Raw genomic sequence first — 18575 nt, forward strand, 5'->3', positions numbered from 1 at the left:
ATGACGGATGGTGAGTTCATGACCGAGGAACGGCTCAGTTTTCAGGCCGAGGTGAGCCGCCTGCTCGACATCGTCGCGCACTCGCTCTACAGCGAGAAGGAAGTCTTCCTGCGCGAGCTGATCTCCAACGCGTCGGACGCCTGCGACCGGCTGCGCTACGCGGCGCTGACCCAGCCCGAGCTGTCGGCGGACGACCCGAACCTCAAGGTGCGGCTGCTGGCGGACAAGGAGGCGCGGACGCTGACCGTCGCCGACAACGGCATTGGCATGAACCGCGACGACCTCGTCGCCAACCTCGGCACCATCGCGCGGTCCGGCACGGCGGCCTTCATGAAGGGGCTCGAGGCCGAGGGGAAGGACGGCGCCAGGAAGGACGTCAACCTCATCGGCCAGTTCGGCGTCGGCTTCTATTCGGCCTTCATGGTCGCGGAGAAGGTCGAGGTTCTGACCCGCAAGGCCGGCGAGCCCCAGGGCTGGCGCTGGACCTCGGACGGCAAGGGCGAGTTCACCATCGCCGAGGCCGCGGACCTGCCGCGCGGCACCCGCATCGTCCTGCATCTGCGCCAGGGCGACGACGAGTATCTGGAGGAGCACCGCCTCTCCGCCATCGTCCGCAAATACTCCGACCACATCGCCATCCCCATCCAGTTCGGGGAAGGCGAGGAGGCGAAGTCGCTGAACAGCGCGTCGGCTCTCTGGACCCGCTCCAAGAGCGAGATCACGGCCGAGCAGTACAAGGAATTCTACCACCATGTCGGCGGCGGCTTCGACGAGCCCTGGCTGACGCTGCACTGGCGCGCCGAGGGCGCCATCGAATACACGAACCTGCTCTACGTGCCCTCGACCCGGCCCTTCGACCTGTTCGACCCCAAGCGCGCCCACCGGGTGAAGCTCTACGTCAAGCGCGTCTTCATCACCGACGCCGCCGAAGGGCTGGTGCCGGCCTACCTGCGCTTCCTGCGCGGCGTGGTGGACAGCGAGGACCTGCCGCTGAACATCTCGCGCGAGATGCTCCAGCACAACCCGATGCTCGCCAAGATCCGCGCCGGCCTGACCCGCCGCGTGCTGGGCGAGATCGGCAAGAAGGCCCGCGACACGGAAGCCGCCGCCGAATACGCGGCCTTCTGGGAGAATTTCGGCGCCGTCCTCAAGGAAGGGCTCTACGAGGATTACGAGAACCGCGACGAGCTGCTGAAGCTGATGCGCTTCCGCAGCACGCACGGCGACGGGCTCGTCTCGCTGGAGGAGTATGCCGGCCGCATGAAGGAGGGCCAGGAGGCCATCTTCACCATCTCCGGCGACGACATCGACAGCCTGATGAAGAGCCCGCAGCTCGAAGGCTTCCGGGCCAAGGGCGTCGAGGTTCTGCTGCTGACCGACCCGGTGGACGAGTTCTGGGTCCCCTCCGTCGGCCAGTATGAGGGCAAGCCCTTCAAGTCCGTCACGCGTGGCGGCGCCGACCTCGGCAAGATCAAGGGCGGCGAGGAGAAGCCGGCGGACAAGGCGCCGGAAGGCGAGCTGACCGACCTGCTGGCGCTCCTGAAGCTGACGCTCGCCGACGCGGTGAAGGACGTCCGCGCGTCGGAACGGCTGACCGACAGCGCCGTCTGCCTCGTCGCCGACGAGAACGACATGGACATCCACCTGGAGCGGTTGCTGAAGCAGCACAAGCAGCTCGGCGCCGACAGCCTGTCCAAGCGCATTCTGGAGGTGAACCCCTCCCACCCGCTGATCAAGCGGCTGGCGGAGCGCGCCAAGGCGGAGGGTGCCGCCGACACGCTGGAGGACGCCTCCTGGCTCCTGCTCGACCAGGCGCGCATCGTCGAGGGCGAGTCCCTGCCCGACCCCGCGGCCTTCGCCCGCCGCCTGGCGAGCGCCATGGAGAAGGGTCTCGCGGCGTAAGGCCACAAGCAAACTTGTCAGGGTCCGTCATCGGACTTATTTTGAGGGCCAAGGGAGAGAGGCGGCTACCTCTCTCCCCGGCCTGGTCTTAGCCTAGGAGATCAAGGATAGCCTTGACCGCCTGAAGGATCAGGACCAGGAGCTTGAGGAATGCGTACATCCTCATTCTCCCTACCGTGTGGTGCGGGCGGTGGCCGATCCGCCGCCCGTGCCTCCACACCCCTCCGCTATAAATGACCCGCAGGGAAGAGCCTAGAGGCTCCGGTCATGCATGCGTGTTTTCCAGCGCCGGCGCATATTCGAATAATCTCTGCATGATTTTCGTTTCATGAAGACACACGCCATGAGGCCATGGACGCCATGAAGACTTGAGCGGCTTGGCGTTCTAAGGATCGGGATTCTGGGGTTTTTGAGGTTCCGCGCGGATGGCGAAAGGTTCCGCCGTCCTGCTGCCTCGATGCGGCAAGCCTAGGCCGCCGCCTTCTCCGCCGGCTCCCTCACCTCGGTGACCTGCACGTCCACCGTCATGCCGAGATAGTCGGCGGCGTCGCCGTACCAGGCGCCGGAGAGCGGGCAGGCCTGGGCGGGGTCGCGGGCGACGGCGACGCGGATCAGGCTCTTGCCGCCGACGATGCCGTTGGTCGGGTCGAACTCCACCCATCCCGCGCCCGGCAGGTAGATCTGCACCCAGGCGTGGGTGGCGCCGGCGCCGACGACCGGGGTGGCGTCCTTCTTCCCGCCTCCGGCCTTCGCCTCGTCCTTGCGCGCGGCGGCGTCGGCCGCCGGGTCGTAGAGGTAGCCGGACACGAAGCGCGCGGCGAAGCCCAGCGAGCGCGCCGCCTCCATCATGAACAGGGCGAAGTCGCGGCAGGAGCCCGTGCCCCCGGTCAGCGTCTCCACCGGCGTCTGGGTCCCTTCGGCGTGGCGCGACGCGTAGGTGAAGGACTCCTTGATGGCGAGCGTCATGGCGGCGAGCATCGCGCGCGTGTCCGGCGGCCCGCCGGCCGTCACCACGAAGCGCTTGGCCCAGTCGTCCACGAGATGGTCGGGGTCGGGGTAGTGGCGCTGGGCGTTGCGGGCGAGGTCCGGGATCTCCTCCGCCGAATAGCTGAAGGGGTAGGTGGCCGCGTAATCCTCGATCTCGAACTGCGGCCCGTCGAGCGGGTAGTGGTTGAGCCGTATGTGGCTCTCGAACCGCAGCTCCTCGGCCTCGGTGTCGAAGCTCGCCACGGCGATGGAGTTGCCGAACACGTCGTGCAGCCAGCGCACCTTTGCCGGCTTCGGCGCGATGACCAGGCCGGTCTCCAGAAGGCGCAGGTCGTGGCTGTCGCGCGGCCGGAACATCAGGCGGTGATCGCCGAAGCGCACCGGCCTGGCGTAGCGGTAGACCGTGCTGTGATGAACCTCGAGCGTCTGCATGATCGTTCCGGAAAATACCGCGCCGGGAGGGACGTCCCCGCGCTGGCGGTCAGCACGAAACACACCCATTTGTGAACTGTTCCAACTCGCATTATGCTGGCGGAACCGGGGGACAAAGGGGCTGTCTGGAAAGAAGATGGCCTCGACGGGCGAAGCTTGCTAGAGACACTGTCCAAAGACAGCGGCAGGGTTCGGCCGTCACGAACAGGGAAGGGGAGCGTCATGGCCTCGCGCCTGGAGGAGCTTTGTGTCCAAAAGGGTCTGAAGATGACCGACCAGCGCCGCGTCATCTCGCGCGTGCTGTCGGACGCGACCGACCATCCGGACGTGGAGGAGGTGCACCGCCGCGCCGCCGCGATCGATCCGCGGATCTCGATCGCGACCGTCTACCGCACCATGCGCCTGTTCGAGGAAGCCAACGTCATCGACCGGCTGGACTTCGGCGACGGGCGCGCGCGCTACGAGCAGAACCGCGCCGAGCACCACCACCACCTGATCGACCTGGAGTCGGGCGAGGTGGTCGAGTTCACCAACGAGGAAATCGAGCGGCTCAAGGAAACCATCGCCCGCGAACTCGGCTACGAGCTGATCGGGCACCGGCTGGAGCTGTACGGCGTGCCGCTCGCCACCCGGAAGGGCAAGCCCGAGGAGTCCTGAGCGCTCCTGCCCATCCGCTAGGCATCACCCCGTTGCGCCCGCACCCACGCGCGGTTCGGTAGGTCATCGCTTGCGGAGTGCGCCGGGTGCGAGGCTAGGCGGACGGGAGGGGCGTGGCTAGCTTAAGGTCGAGAAACAATCGACGAAAGCCGGCCCGTCATGGACGACAGCAGCAACGATCCCCTGCTCGCCCGCATCGACCGCCTGACCGAGCAGGTCTCGCGTCGCCTGGACCAGCTGGAAGAGCGCCTGCGCCTTCTGGAGCAGGACAACGGTGAGATCATCAACCTCCTCATCGCCGTGAAGGCCGGGCTGGAGGAGGCCACCGGGGAGATCCTGGTGGAGGTCGAGGAGGATGGCGAGGGCATGGCGCCCGACGCGGTCCTGCACTGACGCGCTGATCCCGGCACCGTCCCTTCCAGCGCGTCTCTCCGGGCTAAGGGTTCCGGCCATGAACATCGGGAACGCCTCCCTGTGTTGATCCCTCGGCATCGGTCGCGGCCGGAATCCGCTTGCCCGCCGGGCGCCCGCGCCGGATAACCGTTCCATGCGCTCCCTCAACGGCATCCCGGCGGCCGAGGCGGCAGGATCCCACTCCTCCGACCGCCAGACCGACCGTCAGACCGATCCCCTGCCGGAGCCGGGACGGACCCCCGCTCCCGGCGCCGCCTTCTTCGATTTCGACGGCACGCTGATTCACGGCGACAGCCTTCTTCTGTTCATCGGCGAGGTGATCGGCCGGCGCCGCGCCCATCTCGCCTTCGCCGACGCGCTCCGATCCGGCCTGCACCGCCATGTGCGCCGGCGCGGGCCGGGCGTGGATTTCCCCGGCTCGGTCAAGGCCATCATGCTGAAGCGGACCCTGCGCGGGCTGCCCGTGGCGGACGCGCTGGAGGCGGCGGAACGGCTGGTCCACCGCCTGCGCTGGCACGAGCCGATGGTGGAGACGCTGAAGGCGCACGGGCGCGAGGGCCGCCGCGTGGTGGTGGCGACCGGCGCGCTGGACATCTACATGCCGGCGCTGCTGCGCGGGCTGCGGATCGACGACCTGCTGGCGACGGGCATGGAGGTGCAGGACGGGGTCCTGACCGGCCGCCTGTGCACCGGAAACTGCGTGCGGCTGGACAAGGCCACGCGCGTGCGCGCCTGGATCGAGCGGCATGGCCCCTTCCTCCAGACCTGGGGCTACGGCAACCGGCCGAGCGACGTGCCGATGCTGTCCATCCTCGACAACCCCGTCTTCGTGAAGATCTGATCCCCGGAGGATCCGGCGCTGGCCCTTCGCGGCCGGCGGCGTTCCATGTCCTTCCTCCCTCCGCCGTCTTTCCCCCCGCCGTCTTTCCTTCCGCCGGTTTTTCCTGGTGGCGCTTGCCCCCGCCGCGCCGCCGATGCCCGCTCCGGCCCGGCGGAACAGGGACTCTTCCCCAATATTGCGCGCCCGCTCCCGCCGGCTTCTGGCGGCGGCGTGAATCGGCGTGTTGGCGGTGGCCCTTGCACGGCCGTGTCTTCGCTTCATATAACAGTGGAACGCAAGTCTTGCCGCTGTTGTTTATTTGGCATTGACGGGAAAGACGGGTCAAACATGAAGACAACAGTCAATATGAACATATGTTCACATAGACGTTTTCTCGGATGGCCGGGGCGGCGACTCATGCCGTTGCTGCGCCGCGTGCTCGGCCTGTCGCTGCTGGCGGCGCTGCTGGCGGCCTCTCCGGTGGCTTCACCGGCGGGCGCGGCGGAAGCGCGGCTGAAGGCCGTCGCGACCACGGGCATGGTCGCCGACCTCGTGCGGGCGGTCGCCGGCGACCGCGCGGAGGTGGAGGCGCTGATGGGAGAGGGCATCGACCCGCACCTCTACAAACCGACCCGCTCCGACACCGCCCGGCTGCTCGGCGCCGACGTGATCTTCATCAACGGCCTCCTGCTGGAGGGCAAGATGACCGATTCCTTCTCCCGCCTGTCCGGCGCCGGCAAGCCGGTGGTGGCGGTGGCGGAGGCGGTGCCCAGGGACCGGCTCGTCGCGCCGCCGGAGTTCGAGGGCTCCTTCGACCCGCATGTCTGGATGGATGTCGGGGCCTGGATGCTGGCGGTGGCACCGGTGCGCGACGCCCTGTCCCGCCTCGACCCGGCGGGCGCCGACCTCTACGCCCGCAACGCCGAGGCCTACACGGCGCGGCTGCGCGAGCTGGACGGCTACGCACGGCGGGTGCTGGAGTCCGTTCCGGCCAACGCCCGGCTGCTGGTCACGGCGCACGACGCCTTCAACTATCTCGGCCGCGCCTACGGGATCGCGGTGCGCGGCATCCAGGGCATCAGCACCGAGTCGGAGGCCGGCCTCAAGGTCATCGAGGAGCTGGTGGCGCTTCTGGCCGACCGGCGCGTCCCGGCGGTCTTCCCGGAAACCAGCGTGTCGGACCGCAACGTGCGGGCACTGATCGAGGGGGCCGCGGCGCGCGGCCACGCGGTGGCGCTGGGCGGTGCGCTCTTCTCCGACTCGATGGGCGCGCCGGGCAGCTACGAGGGCACCTACGTCGGCATGATCGACCACAACGTGACGACCATCGCCCGCGCGCTCGGCGGGCAGGCGCCGGCGGGCGGCTTCCAGGGCAAGCTGGCCCCGGCGGAACAACGGTAAGGGGTTGGGGAATGCAGCATTTCATCGGGCGGCACGCCGCCGCGGAACCCGGATCCGGCGACGCGGACGCCGGGTCCAGCCCCCTTCCTGATCCTCTCCCGAATCCCTTGCCAAATCCCCTGCCGAGCCCGCTCGCCATCCGCGGCCTGACCGTCGCCTACCACCGCCGGCCGGTGCTGTGGGAGGTCGCCTACGAGGCGCCGCCGCGCGGGCTGATCGCGGTGGTCGGGCCGAACGGCGCTGGCAAATCGACCCTCATCAAGGCCTGCCTGGGGCTGGTGCCGAAGGTCGCGGGAACGGTCGAGGCCTTCGGGCGGCCAATCGGCGAGCAGCGCCGCCGCATCGGCTATGTGCCGCAGCGCGAAAGCGTGGACTGGGACTTCCCCGTCTCGGCGCTCGACGTGGTCGCCATGGGGCGCTACGGCCGGATCGGCTGGTTCCGCCGGGTGTCGCGCGCCCACAAGGAGGCGGCGCTGCACGCGCTGGAGCGCGTCGGCATGGCCGACTTCGCGCGGCGGCAGATCGGGCAGCTCTCCGGCGGGCAGCAGCAGCGCGTCTTCCTGGCCCGCGCGCTGGCGCAGGAGGCGCAGCTCTATTTCATGGACGAGCCCTTCGCCGGGGTGGACGCCGCGACCGAGCACGCCATCCTCGACGTGCTGCGCGACCTGGACGCCGCCGGCCGCACGGTGGTCTGCGTCCACCACGACCTGCAGACGGTGGGTGGCTATTTCGACCATGTGCTGCTGATGAACACGCGGGTGGTCGCGCACGGCCGGGTCGCCACCACCCTGACGCCGGAGCTGCTGGCCCGCACCTACGGTGGCCAGTCCCAGGCCTTCGCGGCGGCTCTTCCGGCACGGCAGGACGCCCGGCCATGAGTGCGGAGGCGCTGACGGGCGGCATCCCGCTGGAGGAGCTTCTGCGCGTGCTCTTCTTCCAGGCCGGCTTCAACACCGCTGTGGTGGTGGCCGGCACGGCGGCGCTCGGGCTCGCCGGCGGGACGGTCGGCACCTTCCTGCTGCTGCGCCGCCGCGCGCTGGTCAGCGACGCGCTGAGCCACGCCACGCTGCCGGGCATCGCCGTCGCCTTCCTGATCGGAGCGGCGCTCGGGCTGCCCGGCCGCTCCTTGCCGCTGCTGCTGGCCGGCGCCGTGGTCAGCGGGGTGCTGGGTCTGCTGACGGTGCAGGCGCTGGCGCGCCACACCCGGCTGACCGAGGATTCCGCCATCGGCGCCGTGCTGTCGGTCTTCTTCGGGCTGGGCATCGTGCTGATCAGCTACATCCAGAACCTGGAGCTGGCCGGGCAGGCGGGGCTGAAGACCTTCATCCTCGGCCAGACCGCGGCGATGGCGCGGGGGGAGGCCATCGCCATCGGACTGCTCGCCGCCGGGGCGGCGGCGGCGGTGGCGCTGCTCTTCAAGGAGTTCCGCGCGCTCGCCTTCGACCCCGGCTTCGCCGCGGTGCAGGGCTGGCCGGTGGCCCGGCTCGACCTCGCCCTGATGGGGCTCGCCACGCTGGTGACGGTGATCGGTCTCCAGACGGTCGGGCTGATCCTGGTGGTGGCGCTGCTGATCATCCCGCCGGCCGCCGCGCGCTTCTGGACCGACCGTCTCGCCCTCATGACCTGGCTCGCCGCCGGCATCGGGGCGCTCAGCGGCTGGCTCGGCGCAACCCTGTCGGCGCTCCTGCCGAAGATGCCCGCCGGGGCCGTCATCGTGCTGGTGGCGGGATTCTTCTTCCTGCTGAGCTTCCTGTTCGCCCCGGCGCGCGGGCTCGCCGCCGCGGCGCTGCGCGGCCTGGCGCTGCGCGCCGGCTACGCCGAGCGCGCGGCGCTGGTCCGGCTGCTCGCCGCGGAGGGCGGCGCCCCGGCACCGGTTCTCGCGGCGCCGCTCCGGCTGGCGCTGGCCGCCCGCGGCCATCTGCGCGGCGGGCGGCTGACCGGGCGGGGCCGCGCCGCCGCCCGCCGGGCCGAGCGCAACCGCCGGCTCTGGGAGCGCTTCCTCATCGACCACCCGACGCTGCTCCCCGGCCAGCTCCGCTGGGGCATCGACGACATCGACGAGGCGCTGCCCGGGGATCTGGTGCGGCTGCTCGAAGAGCGCGATGCCCAAGAGCGGAACGCTTTGGCACGGCAAGCACCGGCCCCCGGACGGCTCGCGTCCTGATCGGAACCCTTCGGAGACGGCCATGGAACTGACGCTTCTGGATTTCCTGCGCATCGATTTCCCGGCCCTGCTGGCGGCGGTGCTGGCCTGCGCCGCCTGCGCGCTGGTCGGCAATTTCCTGGTGCTGCGGCGTCAGGGGCTGATGGGCGACGCGATCAGCCACGCGGTGCTGCCGGGCATCGTCGGCGGCTTCCTGGTGGCCGGCACGCGCGAGACGCTGCCGATGATGGCGGGCGCCCTGCTGGCCGCCGCACTCGCCGGCGTGCTGATCGAGGCGGTGCGCCGGCTCGGCCGGCTGGAATCGGGTGCGGCCATGGGGGTGGTCTTCACGGTGATGTTCGCGGCCGGCGTCGTGCTGATCGAGCGCGCGGCGGCGAGCGGCGTCGATCTCGACGCCGACTGCGTGCTCTATGGCCAGCTTGAGACCATCCTGTGGCTGGAGCCGACCGGCTGGGGCTCGCTGCTCGACCCGGCGGCGCTGGCCGGCCTGCCGCGCGAGGTGATGACGCTGGGCTTCGTCCTGGCGCTCTGCGCGGGGCTCGTGCTGCTCTTCTACAAGGAGCTGAAGATCACCACCTTCGACCCGGCGCTGGCCAGCACGCTCGGCATTCCGGCGGGCGCCTTCCATTACGGGGTGGTGCTGCTGGTGGCGGCCACCGCCATCGCCGCCTTCGAGGCGGTGGGCTCCATCCTCGTCATCGCCATGCTGATCTGCCCGGCGGCGGCGGCGCGGATGCTGACCGACCGCTTCGCGGCGCAATTGGCCTTGAGCGTGCTGCTGGGCGTGCTGGCGGCGGTGCTGGGCTACGGCGGGGCGGCCTTCCTGCCGCTGTGGCTGGGGGCGGAGCATTCCCTGAACGCGGCCGGAATGATCGCGGTCGCCTCCGGGCTGATCCTGGCGCTCGCCGTCCTGTTCGGGCCGCGCCACGGGCTGGTGGGGCGCCGGCGCGGGCTGCGGCGCGTCCGCGCGTCCGCCACCCCCGCTTCCTCCCCCGGCCCCGCCGTCCTGGGCGGGGAGGCGTGATGGGGCCGCTGCACCGCCTCGCGGGCCTGTTCCGGCGTCCGGCGCGGGCGAAGCCTTCGCGGCCGCCGGGGGCGTCGGGCGCGGCGGGCGCGGCGGACCTCCTTCAGGCGACGCTCGGCGCCATGACGCAGGGGCTGCTGGTGTGGAGCGCCGACCAGCGGCTCCTCGTCTGCAACGCGCGGCTGGCCGAGATCCTGGAGCTGCCCCCGGGCCTTCTCCGGCCGGGCCTGCCGCGGGAGGCCTTCCTGCGCCACCTTGCCGAGCGCGGGGATTTCGGCCCCGGCGTTCCGGCCGAGCTGGCGGCGCAGCGCATGGCCGACATCGGGCCGGAGACCGTCGCCCGCGCCGAGCGCGTGGGGCCGGACGGGCGAGTCCTGGACATCGTCTGCACGCGCATGCGTGACGGCTCGATGCTGATGACCTACACGGACATCACGGCGGCCCGCCGGGCGGAGACGGAGCTGCGCGAGAGCGAGGAGCGCTTCCGCAAGCTGTCGGAAGCGTCGATGGACGGCATCCTCGTGCATGACCAGGGCCGCATCGCCGACGTGAATGGTGCCGCGGCGGCGATGCTCGGGCTGGCGCCGGAGGAGATGATCGGGCGCAGCCTGCTGGCGCTGGTGGCTCCGGAGGACCACGGCATCCTGCGCGAACGCTTCGTCGCGCAGGCGGAGACGCCCTTCGAGCTGGGCGCCTTCCGGGCCGACGGCACGCGCATCACGGTCCAGGGCGAGTCGCGCTACGTCCAGTACCGCGGGCGGCGGATGAGCATGGTGTCCTTCCGCGACATCACCGCGCAGCGCCGCGACGAGGCGCAGCTCCGCCTCGCCAAGGAGCAGGCCGAGCAGGCCAACCAGGCCAAGTCCGAGTTCCTGCGCATGATCAGCCACGAGATCCGCACGCCGATGAACGGCGTGCTCGGCATGCTCGAGCTGCTGATGGACGAGGAGCGCAGCGGGGCCTTGCGCGAGAACCAGCGGAGCTACGCCCGCACCGCCCGGGAATCGGCCGAGGCGCTGCTGTCCATCCTGAACGACATCCTCGACCTGTCGCAGATGGAAGCCGGCAAGCTGTCGGTGGAGAAACGCCGCTTCAACCTCGTGGAGGTGGTGGAGGGGGTCGTGGCGCTCCAGGCCGCGCGCGCCGCCGCGAAGCGCGTGGAGCTGGCGGTCTGCGTGGGTGCCGGCGTGCCGGAGCATGTGCGCGGCGATGACGGACGGCTGCGGCAGGTGCTGCTGAACCTCGTCGGCAACGCGGTCAAGTTCACCGAGGAGGGCGGGGTCGCCGTCACGGTCGCGCTGGACGGGGAGGGGGACGCGCCGCGCCTGCGCTTCGAGGTCGCGGACACCGGGGTCGGCATTCCGGATTCGGCGCGGGAGCGCCTCTTCACCGAGTTCGCGCAGGTCCATCCCCACCTGTCGCGGCGGCACGGCGGCGCCGGGCTGGGGCTCGCCATCTCCAAGCGGCTGGTCGAGCTGATGGGCGGCGGCATCGGCTGCGAGAGCGAACCCGGCCGGGGCAGCCGCTTCTGGTTCGTGCTGCCGCTGGCCTGGGAACGGGCCGCGCCCGCCCCGGACCATGCCCCAGCCCATGCCGCGCAGCCGGGTCCGCTGGCCGGGCGGCGCCTGCTGCTGCTGGAGCCGAACGCCGTCGGGCGCGAGCTGACGGCGCGCCAGCTCCGCTCCTGGGGTGCCGCGGTGACCGCGCTGGATGGGTTGGACCCCGGCCTGCCGGGGCATCCGCCGCCCGATCAGGGCGGCCTTGGGGGGGGCGTGCCGTCCTTCGACGCGGCGGTCATCGGCGGCGGCAGCCGCGCCGCCGCGTCCGCGCTGGCCCGCCGGCTGCGTGCGGCCGGAGCCGGGCGGATCATCTGGCTGGCCGCCCCCGGCGAGGCGGTCGTGACGCCACCTCCGGGCGTCGATGGCGCCCTGCCGAAGCCGGCGCGCCGGAACCGCCTGCTCGCGGCGCTCACGGCGCCGCCCGCCGATCCCTGGACCGGGGCGGTGGTGCGCGGTCCAGATCTGGAAGGATCGGTTCCGCAGACGCCGGTCTTGGAGCCGCTGGGTTCGGTCGCGGGGGAGGGCCGCATCCTGCTGGTCGAGGACAGCCGGACCAACCAGATGGTCGCGGCCGGACTCCTGCGCGCCGCCGGCCACCGGGTGGAGATCGCGGAGAACGGGCTGGAGGCTCTTCGGATGGTCCAGGCCCACCCCCATCCTCACCCCTTCGACCTCGTCCTGATGGACCTCGCCATGCCGGAGATGGACGGGCTGACCGCGACGCGGGCGCTGCGCGCCCTGCCGGCGCCGATGGGGACGGTGCCCGTCATCGCCATGACCGCCGACGTCATGGAGGCCGACCGCGAGCGCTGCCTCGCCGCCGGGATGAACGACCACATCGCGAAGCCGCTGGACCGCGCGCGCCTGCTGGCGACCATCGCGCGCTGGCTGGCGCCCGCCGGGCCAATGGCGGCCCCGCCATCATCTCCGATAACGGACGGCAGCCCCGGCCCCGCCGGGCATGCGGCGGTGGACGGGAGCGTGCTCGAGCGGCTGGGGCAGGACCTCGACCCCGGCCTGCTCGCCGACATCGTCCGGCAGTTCATGGAGGAAACCCTGACGCGGGCCGTGCGCATCGCCGCGCGCGACATCACCCCGGCGGAACTGGCCCGCGAGGCGCATAGCCTGAAGAGCACGGCGGCGACCTTCGGCGCCCTCCCTCTGTCCGAGGCGGCGAGCGCGCTGGAACAGGCCTGCCGGAGGGGTGCCGAGGCCGAGGCCGACCGCCTGCGGCGCGCCATCCCCCGCCTTGTCGAGGAGGCCGTGTCCGACTACCGCGGCCGAGGCTATCTGTAGGGCCGGTTATCTGTAGGGCCCGCTATCCGTAGGAGCGGCCGCCGGCCGGCCCGCCGGCACGGCAACGCCCTGCCTCCCCGGACGGTCGGTCGGGGGAGGCGGGCGTGCGGGGCGGGCGGCCCGCGCGGGCGCTCAGCCCATGACGCTGATGTTGACGGCGGCGTCCTTGCCGTTCGTGCCCTTGTTCACCTCGAACTCCACGCGCTGGCCTTCCGTCAGACCATGCAGACCCGAGCGCTGCACCGCGGTGATGTGGACGAAGACGTCCTTGGCGCCGGCCTCCGGCGCGATGAATCCGTAGCCCTTGGTGGTGTTGAACCATTTGACGGTACCGGTGGCCATGCGTCTGCTCCCTGTTGGCGTGTCTTGGATCGCGTGCGTTCGGTCGCACGTCGTCGGGCCTTTTCCGGCCTCTTCATCCCGCCGCTTTTCCTGTGGAGGCGTGTCGCGGCGGGCTGGTCCCGGCGCGGGCCGGGCAGCCATCGCCCGGGCCGGCACGGCGCCCGCCAAGACGACGCTGGAAGGCTTTCACAGTAATCGGCCACAGACAAGGCTGATTCAGGGCATATGCCCTGGAGATGTAACACAATCGCAAGCAGATACGCCGATCGAAGGCCGTCGGCCCGCGTCAGCTCATCCGTTTCCAGCTGTCTCTTCCCGAAGGGGAGGCGCTTTGTTTGCAGTGCATCAAAGCTTTCCTTCCGCTTGCCAGGCGAGCCGCTTGCGGTAGATGGTCGAGGCGCTGATGCCCAGCAGTTGGGCGGCGCGGGGGATGTTGCCCTCGCAGGCGAGGATCGCCTCCTCGATGGCGTCCTTCTCGACCTCCCACAGCGGCTTCACGGCGCGCGGAACCGGGGAGCCCTGCGCCGCAGCTTGCGCGGCGGGAACGGCGGCCGGGCCGGCGGAGGCGGACAGCGCGCCGTCGCCGTTCGTCCGGGCGAGCGGCGGCGGCAGCATGGCCGGCGTCACCGTCTCGCCGTCGTGCAGGACGGCGATGTTGCGCAGCACGTTCTGGAGCTGGCGCACGTTGCCCGGCCAGTGATAGTCGCGCAGGGCCTGCTCCGTCTCCGGGGCGAAGCGCCGGAAGCCCTTTCCCTCCTCCGCCCCGTAATCGGCCAGCAGCTGGCGCGCGATCTCGATCACGTCCTCCTCGCGCTCGCGCAGGGCCGGCAGATGGACCGGGATGACGTGCAGCCGGTAATAGAGGTCCTCGCGGAAGCGGCCCTCCTCCACCTCGCGCAGGGGATCGCGGTTGGTCGCGCAGACGATGCGCAGATCCACCTTCTCCAGCGCGGTGCCGCCCACCGGCGTGAAGGTGCCGGTCTGGATGAAGCGCAGCAGCTTCGTCTGGAGGTCCGGCGCCATCTCGCAGATCTCGTCCAGGAACAGCGTGCCTCCGTCGGCGCGCGCCGCGGCACCCGGCCGGTCGGCCACCGCCCCGGTGAAGGCGCCCTTCACATGGCCGAAGATCTCGCTCTCCATCAGGTCCTTCGGGATCGCCCCGCAGTTGATGGCGACGAAGGGCTTGGCGGCGCGCGGGCTCTGCCGGTGAATGGCCTCGGCGCAGACTTCCTTGCCGGTGCCGGACTCGCCGGTGATGAAGACGGTCGCGCGCGAGGAGGCGGCGCTGTCGATGATCCGGTAGACCGCCTGCATCGCGAGCGACGAGCCGATGAAGCCGTGATAGCGGACGCGTCCCAGATCCTGCCGGTAGGTCTCGACGATCTGCTTGAGGCGCAGCCGCTCCTGCGCGTTGCGCACGGTCACCGTCAGCCGGTCGGCGGAGAAGGGCTTGGCGAGGAAGTCGTAGGCGCCGCAGCGCATCGCCTCCACCGCCGCGCTGACCGAGCCGTGCGCGGTGATGACGATGACCGCGCAGGGCAGGGCCTGCGCCTCGATCCGCCTCAGCACCTCCATCCCGTTCATGTCCGGCAGTTCGAGGTCGAGCAGCACCACGCGGGGCGCGCCGTCCTCCAGCGCCTTCAGCGCCGCGGTCCCGGTGTCCACCAGCTCGACGGCGTGCGACGCCTTCTTCAGGAACTCCGCATAGACGCGGGCCAGGGAGGGCGTGTCCTCGACCAGGAGGACGGGGGTCGCGGCGAACGGCATGGGCGGGATCGGCACTCGTCAGGCGGATCGGGGAGGGCGGCGGAGGTGGCGATGAAGGACGTGGCGGGGAAGGGAGCCGGGCGTGCGCGGAAGGGCTGGTGCGGAGGAGGGGGGCCTGAAATCCGATGCTAACGGCGGCACGCGGCCCGCGAAAGAGCCGGAACGATCCCTCGCAATGATATATCACGCGCGGTGCGGGAAAGCGACGATTTTACAGCTGGGGATTGCCGGGGAATTCCACACAAAAAACACCGTATGTGTGGTGAAAGCGCGCTTGTCCTGCCCCGCCTGATGGAATATTTAGATTCTACAAAAGCCGTGTGCGCTTCCGCGCGCGATCCGCCGGCACCCGTCACACCCCCTTCAGGCGACGCAATCTTGGCCGACCAGCCCGTTCCGACCGGCGCCTCCCTTGCGGGCGCTTCCCCTCACGCAGCGCTGGCGGGCAAGCGCATCCTGCTCGTCATCGCCGGCGGCATCGCGGCCTACAAGAGCCTGGAGCTGATCCGCCGGCTGAAGGAGCGCGGCGCCTCGGTGCGCGCGGTCCTGACGAAAGCGGGGGCGGAGTTCGTGACGCCGCTGTCCGTCCAGGCTCTGACGGAGGACACGGTCTACCGCGACCTCTGGTCGCTGACCGACGAATCGGAGATGGGCCACATCCAGCTCTCGCGCGACGCCGACCTGCTGGTGGTGGCGCCGGCCACGGCCGACCTGCTGGCGCGCATGGCCGCGGGCATGGCCGACGACCTCGCGGCCACGGTGCTGCTGGCGACCGACAAGCCGGTGCTGGTCGCCCCGGCGATGAACGTCCGCATGTGGGAGCATCCGGCGACCAGGGCGAACATGGCGCTGCTGGAGTCGCGCGGGGTCCTGCGTGTCGGCCCCAACGACGGCGCCATGGCTTGCGGCGAGTACGGGGCCGGGCGCATGGCCGAACCCATGGAGATCCTGGAGGCGGTGGCCGCCTTCTTCGCGCGGGCAAACGCGCCGGAACCGCCCGCCGGCCGTCCTCTGGCCGGGCGGCGCGCGCTGGTCACCAGCGGCCCGACGCACGAGCCGATCGACCCCGTGCGCTACATCGCCAACCGCTCGTCGGGCAAGCAGGGGCACGCCATCGCGGCGGCGCTGGCCGAACTGGGGGCGGAGGTGACGCTGGTCACCGGCCCGGTGCGGATCCCCGACCCGCCGGGCTGCAGCGTGCGCGCGGTGGAGACGGCGCGCGAGATGCTGGCCGCCTGCGAGGCGGCGCTGCCCGCGGACATCGCGGTCTGCGCCGCCGCCGTCGCCGACTGGCGCGTGGCCGGCTCCTCGGACCGCAAGCTGAAGAAGGGCGCCGCCGGCCCGCCGGCCCTGACGCTGACCGAGAACCCGGACATCCTGGCGACCCTGTCCAGGGCGGGGGAACGGCGCCCGGCGCTCGTCGTCGGCTTCGCTGCGGAAACCGGCGACGTGGTCGAGTACGCGACGGCCAAGCGCGCCCGCAAGGGCTGCGACTGGATCGTCGCCAACGACGTGTCGCCGGGCACCGGCACCTTCGGCGGCGACGAGAACACGGTCCACCTGATCACCGCCGACGGGGTGGAGCCTTGGCCGAGGCTGGGCAAGGACGCGGTCGCGGCCCGGCTGGCCGGGGCCATCGCCGCACGTTTCACGGGAAACATCCCCGCCGAGGAGACAGCATGACGGTCACCATCCCCATCCTGCGCCTGCCCCACGCGGAGGGGCTGGAGCTGCCGGCCTACGCGACCGGCCAGTCGGCCGGGCTCGACCTGCTGGCCGCCGTGGCCGCGCCGGTGGTGCTGGAGCCGGGAGGGCGGGCGCTGATCCCCACGGGCATCGCCTTCGCGCTGCCCGCCGGCTGGGAGGCGCAGGTGCGCCCGCGCTCCGGCCTTGCGCTGAAGCACGGGGTGACGGTGCTGAACAGCCCCGGCACCGTGGACGCCGACTATCGCGGCGAGGTCGGTGTCATCCTGATCAACCACGGCGACCAGCCCTTCACCGTGGAGCGCGGCCAGCGCATCGCCCAGCTCGTGCTGGCCCGCTACGAGCGGGCCGCCTGGGAGGAAACGGGCGTGCTGCCCGACAGCGACCGGGGGGCCGGCGGTTTCGGCTCCACCGGACAGTAAAGCCAGAGGAACCCGTGATGCTCCGCATCTCCAAGAAGCTGATGTTCGCGATCGAGGCGGTTCTGGACATCGCCTACAACGCCGGCACCGAGCCGGTGCAGTCCGGCGAGATCACGCGCCGCCAGGGCATTCCGAAGCGCTATCTGGAGCAGGTGCTCCAGCAGCTCGTGCGCGACGGCGTGCTGGCCGGCGTGCGCGGCCCGCGCGGCGGCTACCGGCTGGCCCGCGAGCGGCGGCGCATCACGCTGGGCGAAATCGTGCGGGTGGTGCGCGCCATGGAAACCGCGACCGACCCGATCGAGGAGCCGGCCGGCTCCATCCTCGGCCACATGGTCGTGCGCCCCCTGTGGAGCGAGCTTCAGGACGAGTGCATGAAGAAGCTCGACGAGGTCACCATCGAGGATCTCTGCCTGCGTGCCCGCACCGCGGGGGTGGAGAGCGAGACCGAGGACCGCATCGACTTCACGATCTGACTCGGTCCGGCCGGGCATCGCCGGGCCGGGGGCTCCGGTTCCAGCCCCTCTTTGCGGTTTGCTTCGGTGTGGAATGCGGATAGAATCGGCCCGGACTGTGAAATCGGGCGGAAACACACAAAAGGTGAGGTAAAATCATGGCCAACCCGGAATTCCGCGGCAAGATCTACGACAGCATCCTCGACACCATCGGCGCCACCCCGCTGGTGCGCGTCCGGCGCCTCGCCGACGAGGCCGGGGCCAAGGCCCAGATCGTCGGCAAGCTGGAGTTCTTCAACCCGCTCGCCAGCGTCAAGGACCGCATCGGCAACGCCATGATCGAGGCGGCCGAGCGCGCCGGCACCATCACGCCGGGCCGCACCACCCTGGTCGAGCCGACCTCGGGCAACACCGGCATCGCGCTGGCCTTCGTGGCCGCCGCCAAGGGCTACAAGCTCGTGCTGACCATGCCCGAGAGCATGTCGATCGAGCGCCGCAAGATGCTGAAGCTGCTGGGCGCCGAGCTGGTGCTGACCCCGGCCGCCGAGGGCATGAAGGGCGCCATCCGCCGTGCCGAGGAGATCGTGGCCGCCGGCCCCGACGCCTACATGCTCCAGCAGTTCAAGAACGCCGCCAACCCGGAGGTCCACCGCAAGACCACGGCGGAGGAGATCTGGAAGGACACCGACGGCAAGGTCGACATCCTCGTCTCGGGTGTCGGCACCGGCGGCACGCTGACCGGCGTCAGCGAGGTTCTGAAGGCGCGCAAGCCCGGCTTCCGCACCGTCGCGGTCGAGCCGGAGGACAGCCCCGTTTTGTCCGGCGGCATGCCCGGCCCGCACAAGATCCAGGGCATCGGCGCCGGCTTCGTCCCGGACATCCTGAACAAGGAGCTGATCGACGAGGTCGTCCGCATCTCCAACCAGCGTGCCTTCGAGACGGCGCGCCGGGTCGCCAGCCTGGAAGGGCTGCCGGTCGGCATCTCCTCGGGTGCGGCACTCGCCGCAGCGCTGGAGATCGGCGCCCGGCCGGAGAATGAGGGCAAGCTGATCGTCGTCATCCTGCCGTCCTTCGCCGAGCGCTATCTCTCCACGGCCCTCTTCGAAGGCCTGGAGTAAGGCCACGCTCGCCCCCCGTCCCGGCGCCCGGCCGGGGCGGGGGCGCTTCCGGAACCGGCGGGGCCGTTGCGGCGGCCGCGGAGTCGATGTAGCTTGTCGATGTAGCTCGTCCTA

General features: G+C 71.0%; 16 protein-coding genes. 13 read left to right on the forward strand and 3 right to left on the reverse strand.

Translation table 11 applies throughout. The features are described from left to right. The first annotated feature begins 18 nt into the window (after positions 1–18). Positions 19–1902 carry a molecular chaperone HtpG gene (htpG, locus tag JUB11_RS02390; protein ID WP_207455868.1) on the forward strand — a complete coding sequence of 628 codons (1884 nt, stop codon included), beginning with the start codon at positions 19–21 and terminating at the stop codon, positions 1900–1902. A 468-nt stretch (positions 1903–2370) separates the two neighbouring features. On the opposite strand, the gene JUB11_RS02395 is transcribed toward htpG, so the two are convergent. Further along, a complete protein-coding gene (locus JUB11_RS02395; protein WP_207455869.1) occupies positions 2371–3321 on the reverse strand; it encodes a transglutaminase family protein in 951 nt (316 codons plus the stop codon). A 222-nt stretch (positions 3322–3543) separates the two neighbouring features. Between JUB11_RS02395 and JUB11_RS02400 the strand changes: the two genes are divergently transcribed. From JUB11_RS02400 to JUB11_RS02435, 8 genes are all read left to right on the forward strand, one after another. Next, the gene (locus JUB11_RS02400; RefSeq protein WP_207455870.1) at positions 3544–3978 is read left to right on the forward strand and encodes a Fur family transcriptional regulator; all 435 of its coding nucleotides are present in this window, start codon (positions 3544–3546) and stop codon (positions 3976–3978) included. Positions 3979–4137: 159 nt separating this feature from the next. After that, complete coding sequence (locus JUB11_RS02405; protein WP_207455871.1) at positions 4138–4371, forward strand: hypothetical protein; 234 nt, start codon at positions 4138–4140, stop codon at positions 4369–4371. A gap of 154 nt (positions 4372–4525) precedes the next feature. Further along, on the forward strand, positions 4526–5233 hold the full coding sequence (locus JUB11_RS02410) for an HAD family hydrolase (protein ID WP_207455872.1): 708 nt from the start codon (positions 4526–4528) through the stop codon (positions 5231–5233). A gap of 396 nt (positions 5234–5629) precedes the next feature. Beyond that, positions 5630–6613: a zinc ABC transporter substrate-binding protein gene (locus JUB11_RS02415; protein WP_207455875.1), complete on the forward strand. Its 984-nt coding sequence runs from the start codon at positions 5630–5632 to the stop codon at positions 6611–6613. An 11-nt stretch (positions 6614–6624) separates the two neighbouring features. Continuing rightward, positions 6625–7491, forward strand: coding sequence for an ABC transporter ATP-binding protein (locus tag JUB11_RS02420; RefSeq protein ID WP_207455876.1), 867 nt, complete (start codon positions 6625–6627; stop codon positions 7489–7491). Continuing rightward, positions 7488–8777: a metal ABC transporter permease gene (locus tag JUB11_RS02425; protein ID WP_207455877.1), complete on the forward strand. Its 1290-nt coding sequence runs from the start codon at positions 7488–7490 to the stop codon at positions 8775–8777. The genes JUB11_RS02420 and JUB11_RS02425 overlap by 4 nt, the downstream gene beginning before the upstream one ends. A 22-nt stretch (positions 8778–8799) precedes the next feature. Next, a complete protein-coding gene (locus JUB11_RS02430) occupies positions 8800–9801 on the forward strand; it encodes a metal ABC transporter permease (RefSeq protein WP_207455878.1) in 1002 nt (333 codons plus the stop codon). After that, positions 9801–12656 (forward strand): PAS-domain containing protein, encoded by a 2856-nt coding sequence (locus JUB11_RS02435; protein ID WP_207455880.1) that lies wholly within the window; start codon positions 9801–9803, stop codon positions 12654–12656. The genes JUB11_RS02430 and JUB11_RS02435 overlap by 1 nt, the downstream gene beginning before the upstream one ends. 132 nt (positions 12657–12788) lie before the next feature. On the opposite strand, the gene JUB11_RS02440 is transcribed toward JUB11_RS02435, so the two are convergent. Together JUB11_RS02440 and JUB11_RS02445 are read right to left on the reverse strand one after the other, a co-directional pair. After that, a complete protein-coding gene (locus JUB11_RS02440; RefSeq protein WP_207455882.1) occupies positions 12789–12998 on the reverse strand; it encodes a cold-shock protein in 210 nt (69 codons plus the stop codon). Between the two features lie 345 nt (positions 12999–13343). Further along, a complete protein-coding gene (locus tag JUB11_RS02445) occupies positions 13344–14765 on the reverse strand; it encodes a sigma-54 dependent transcriptional regulator (protein WP_207455883.1) in 1422 nt (473 codons plus the stop codon). 438 nt (positions 14766–15203) lie between these two features. Here JUB11_RS02445 and coaBC point away from each other — a divergent pair, with 438 nt between their 5' ends. The 4 genes from coaBC (at position 15204) to cysK (ending at position 18461) form a co-directional block, all read left to right on the forward strand. Continuing rightward, positions 15204–16448, forward strand: a complete 1245-nt coding sequence (gene coaBC, locus JUB11_RS02450; RefSeq protein WP_247886801.1) for a bifunctional phosphopantothenoylcysteine decarboxylase/phosphopantothenate--cysteine ligase CoaBC — start codon at positions 15204–15206, stop codon at positions 16446–16448. After that, positions 16445–16891 carry a dUTP diphosphatase gene (gene dut / locus JUB11_RS02455; protein ID WP_207455885.1) on the forward strand — a complete coding sequence of 149 codons (447 nt, stop codon included), beginning with the start codon at positions 16445–16447 and terminating at the stop codon, positions 16889–16891. Before coaBC ends, dut begins: the two co-directional genes overlap by 4 nt. Before the next feature lie 17 nt (positions 16892–16908). Continuing rightward, complete coding sequence (locus JUB11_RS02460) at positions 16909–17364, forward strand: Rrf2 family transcriptional regulator (protein ID WP_207455886.1); 456 nt, start codon at positions 16909–16911, stop codon at positions 17362–17364. 137 nt (positions 17365–17501) lie between these two features. After that, positions 17502–18461 carry a cysteine synthase A gene (gene cysK, locus JUB11_RS02465; protein WP_207455887.1) on the forward strand — a complete coding sequence of 320 codons (960 nt, stop codon included), beginning with the start codon at positions 17502–17504 and terminating at the stop codon, positions 18459–18461. Positions 18462–18575: the final 114 nt, after the last annotated feature.

Source organism: Azospirillum sp. SYSU D00513 (assembly GCF_017356015.1).
GTDB lineage: Bacteria > Pseudomonadota > Alphaproteobacteria > Azospirillales > Azospirillaceae > Azospirillum.

Bases quoted from the DNA above. Each gene is read 5' to 3' on its own strand.
- JUB11_RS02425 (WP_207455877.1), top strand. From the start codon at position 7,488: ATGAGTGCGGAGGCGCTGACGGGCGGCATCCCGCTGGAGGAGCTTCTG.
- JUB11_RS02430 (WP_207455878.1), top strand. From the start codon at position 8,800: ATGGAACTGACGCTTCTGGATTTCCTGCGCATCGATTTCCCGGCCCTG.
- JUB11_RS02460 (WP_207455886.1), top strand. From the start codon at position 16,909: ATGCTCCGCATCTCCAAGAAGCTGATGTTCGCGATCGAGGCGGTTCTG.
- JUB11_RS02440 (WP_207455882.1), bottom strand. From the start codon at position 12,998: ATGGCCACCGGTACCGTCAAATGGTTCAACACCACCAAGGGCTACGGA.
- JUB11_RS02410 (WP_207455872.1), top strand. From the start codon at position 4,526: ATGCGCTCCCTCAACGGCATCCCGGCGGCCGAGGCGGCAGGATCCCAC.
- JUB11_RS02405 (WP_207455871.1), top strand. From the start codon at position 4,138: ATGGACGACAGCAGCAACGATCCCCTGCTCGCCCGCATCGACCGCCTG.
- htpG (WP_207455868.1), top strand. From the start codon at position 19: ATGACCGAGGAACGGCTCAGTTTTCAGGCCGAGGTGAGCCGCCTGCTC.
- JUB11_RS02420 (WP_207455876.1), top strand. From the start codon at position 6,625: ATGCAGCATTTCATCGGGCGGCACGCCGCCGCGGAACCCGGATCCGGC.
- JUB11_RS02400 (WP_207455870.1), top strand. From the start codon at position 3,544: ATGGCCTCGCGCCTGGAGGAGCTTTGTGTCCAAAAGGGTCTGAAGATG.
- JUB11_RS02435 (WP_207455880.1), top strand. From the start codon at position 9,801: ATGGGGCCGCTGCACCGCCTCGCGGGCCTGTTCCGGCGTCCGGCGCGG.
- JUB11_RS02445 (WP_207455883.1), bottom strand. From the start codon at position 14,765: ATGCCGTTCGCCGCGACCCCCGTCCTCCTGGTCGAGGACACGCCCTCC.
- JUB11_RS02415 (WP_207455875.1), top strand. From the start codon at position 5,630: ATGCCGTTGCTGCGCCGCGTGCTCGGCCTGTCGCTGCTGGCGGCGCTG.
- JUB11_RS02395 (WP_207455869.1), bottom strand. From the start codon at position 3,321: ATGCAGACGCTCGAGGTTCATCACAGCACGGTCTACCGCTACGCCAGG.
- cysK (WP_207455887.1), top strand. From the start codon at position 17,502: ATGGCCAACCCGGAATTCCGCGGCAAGATCTACGACAGCATCCTCGAC.
- dut (WP_207455885.1), top strand. From the start codon at position 16,445: ATGACGGTCACCATCCCCATCCTGCGCCTGCCCCACGCGGAGGGGCTG.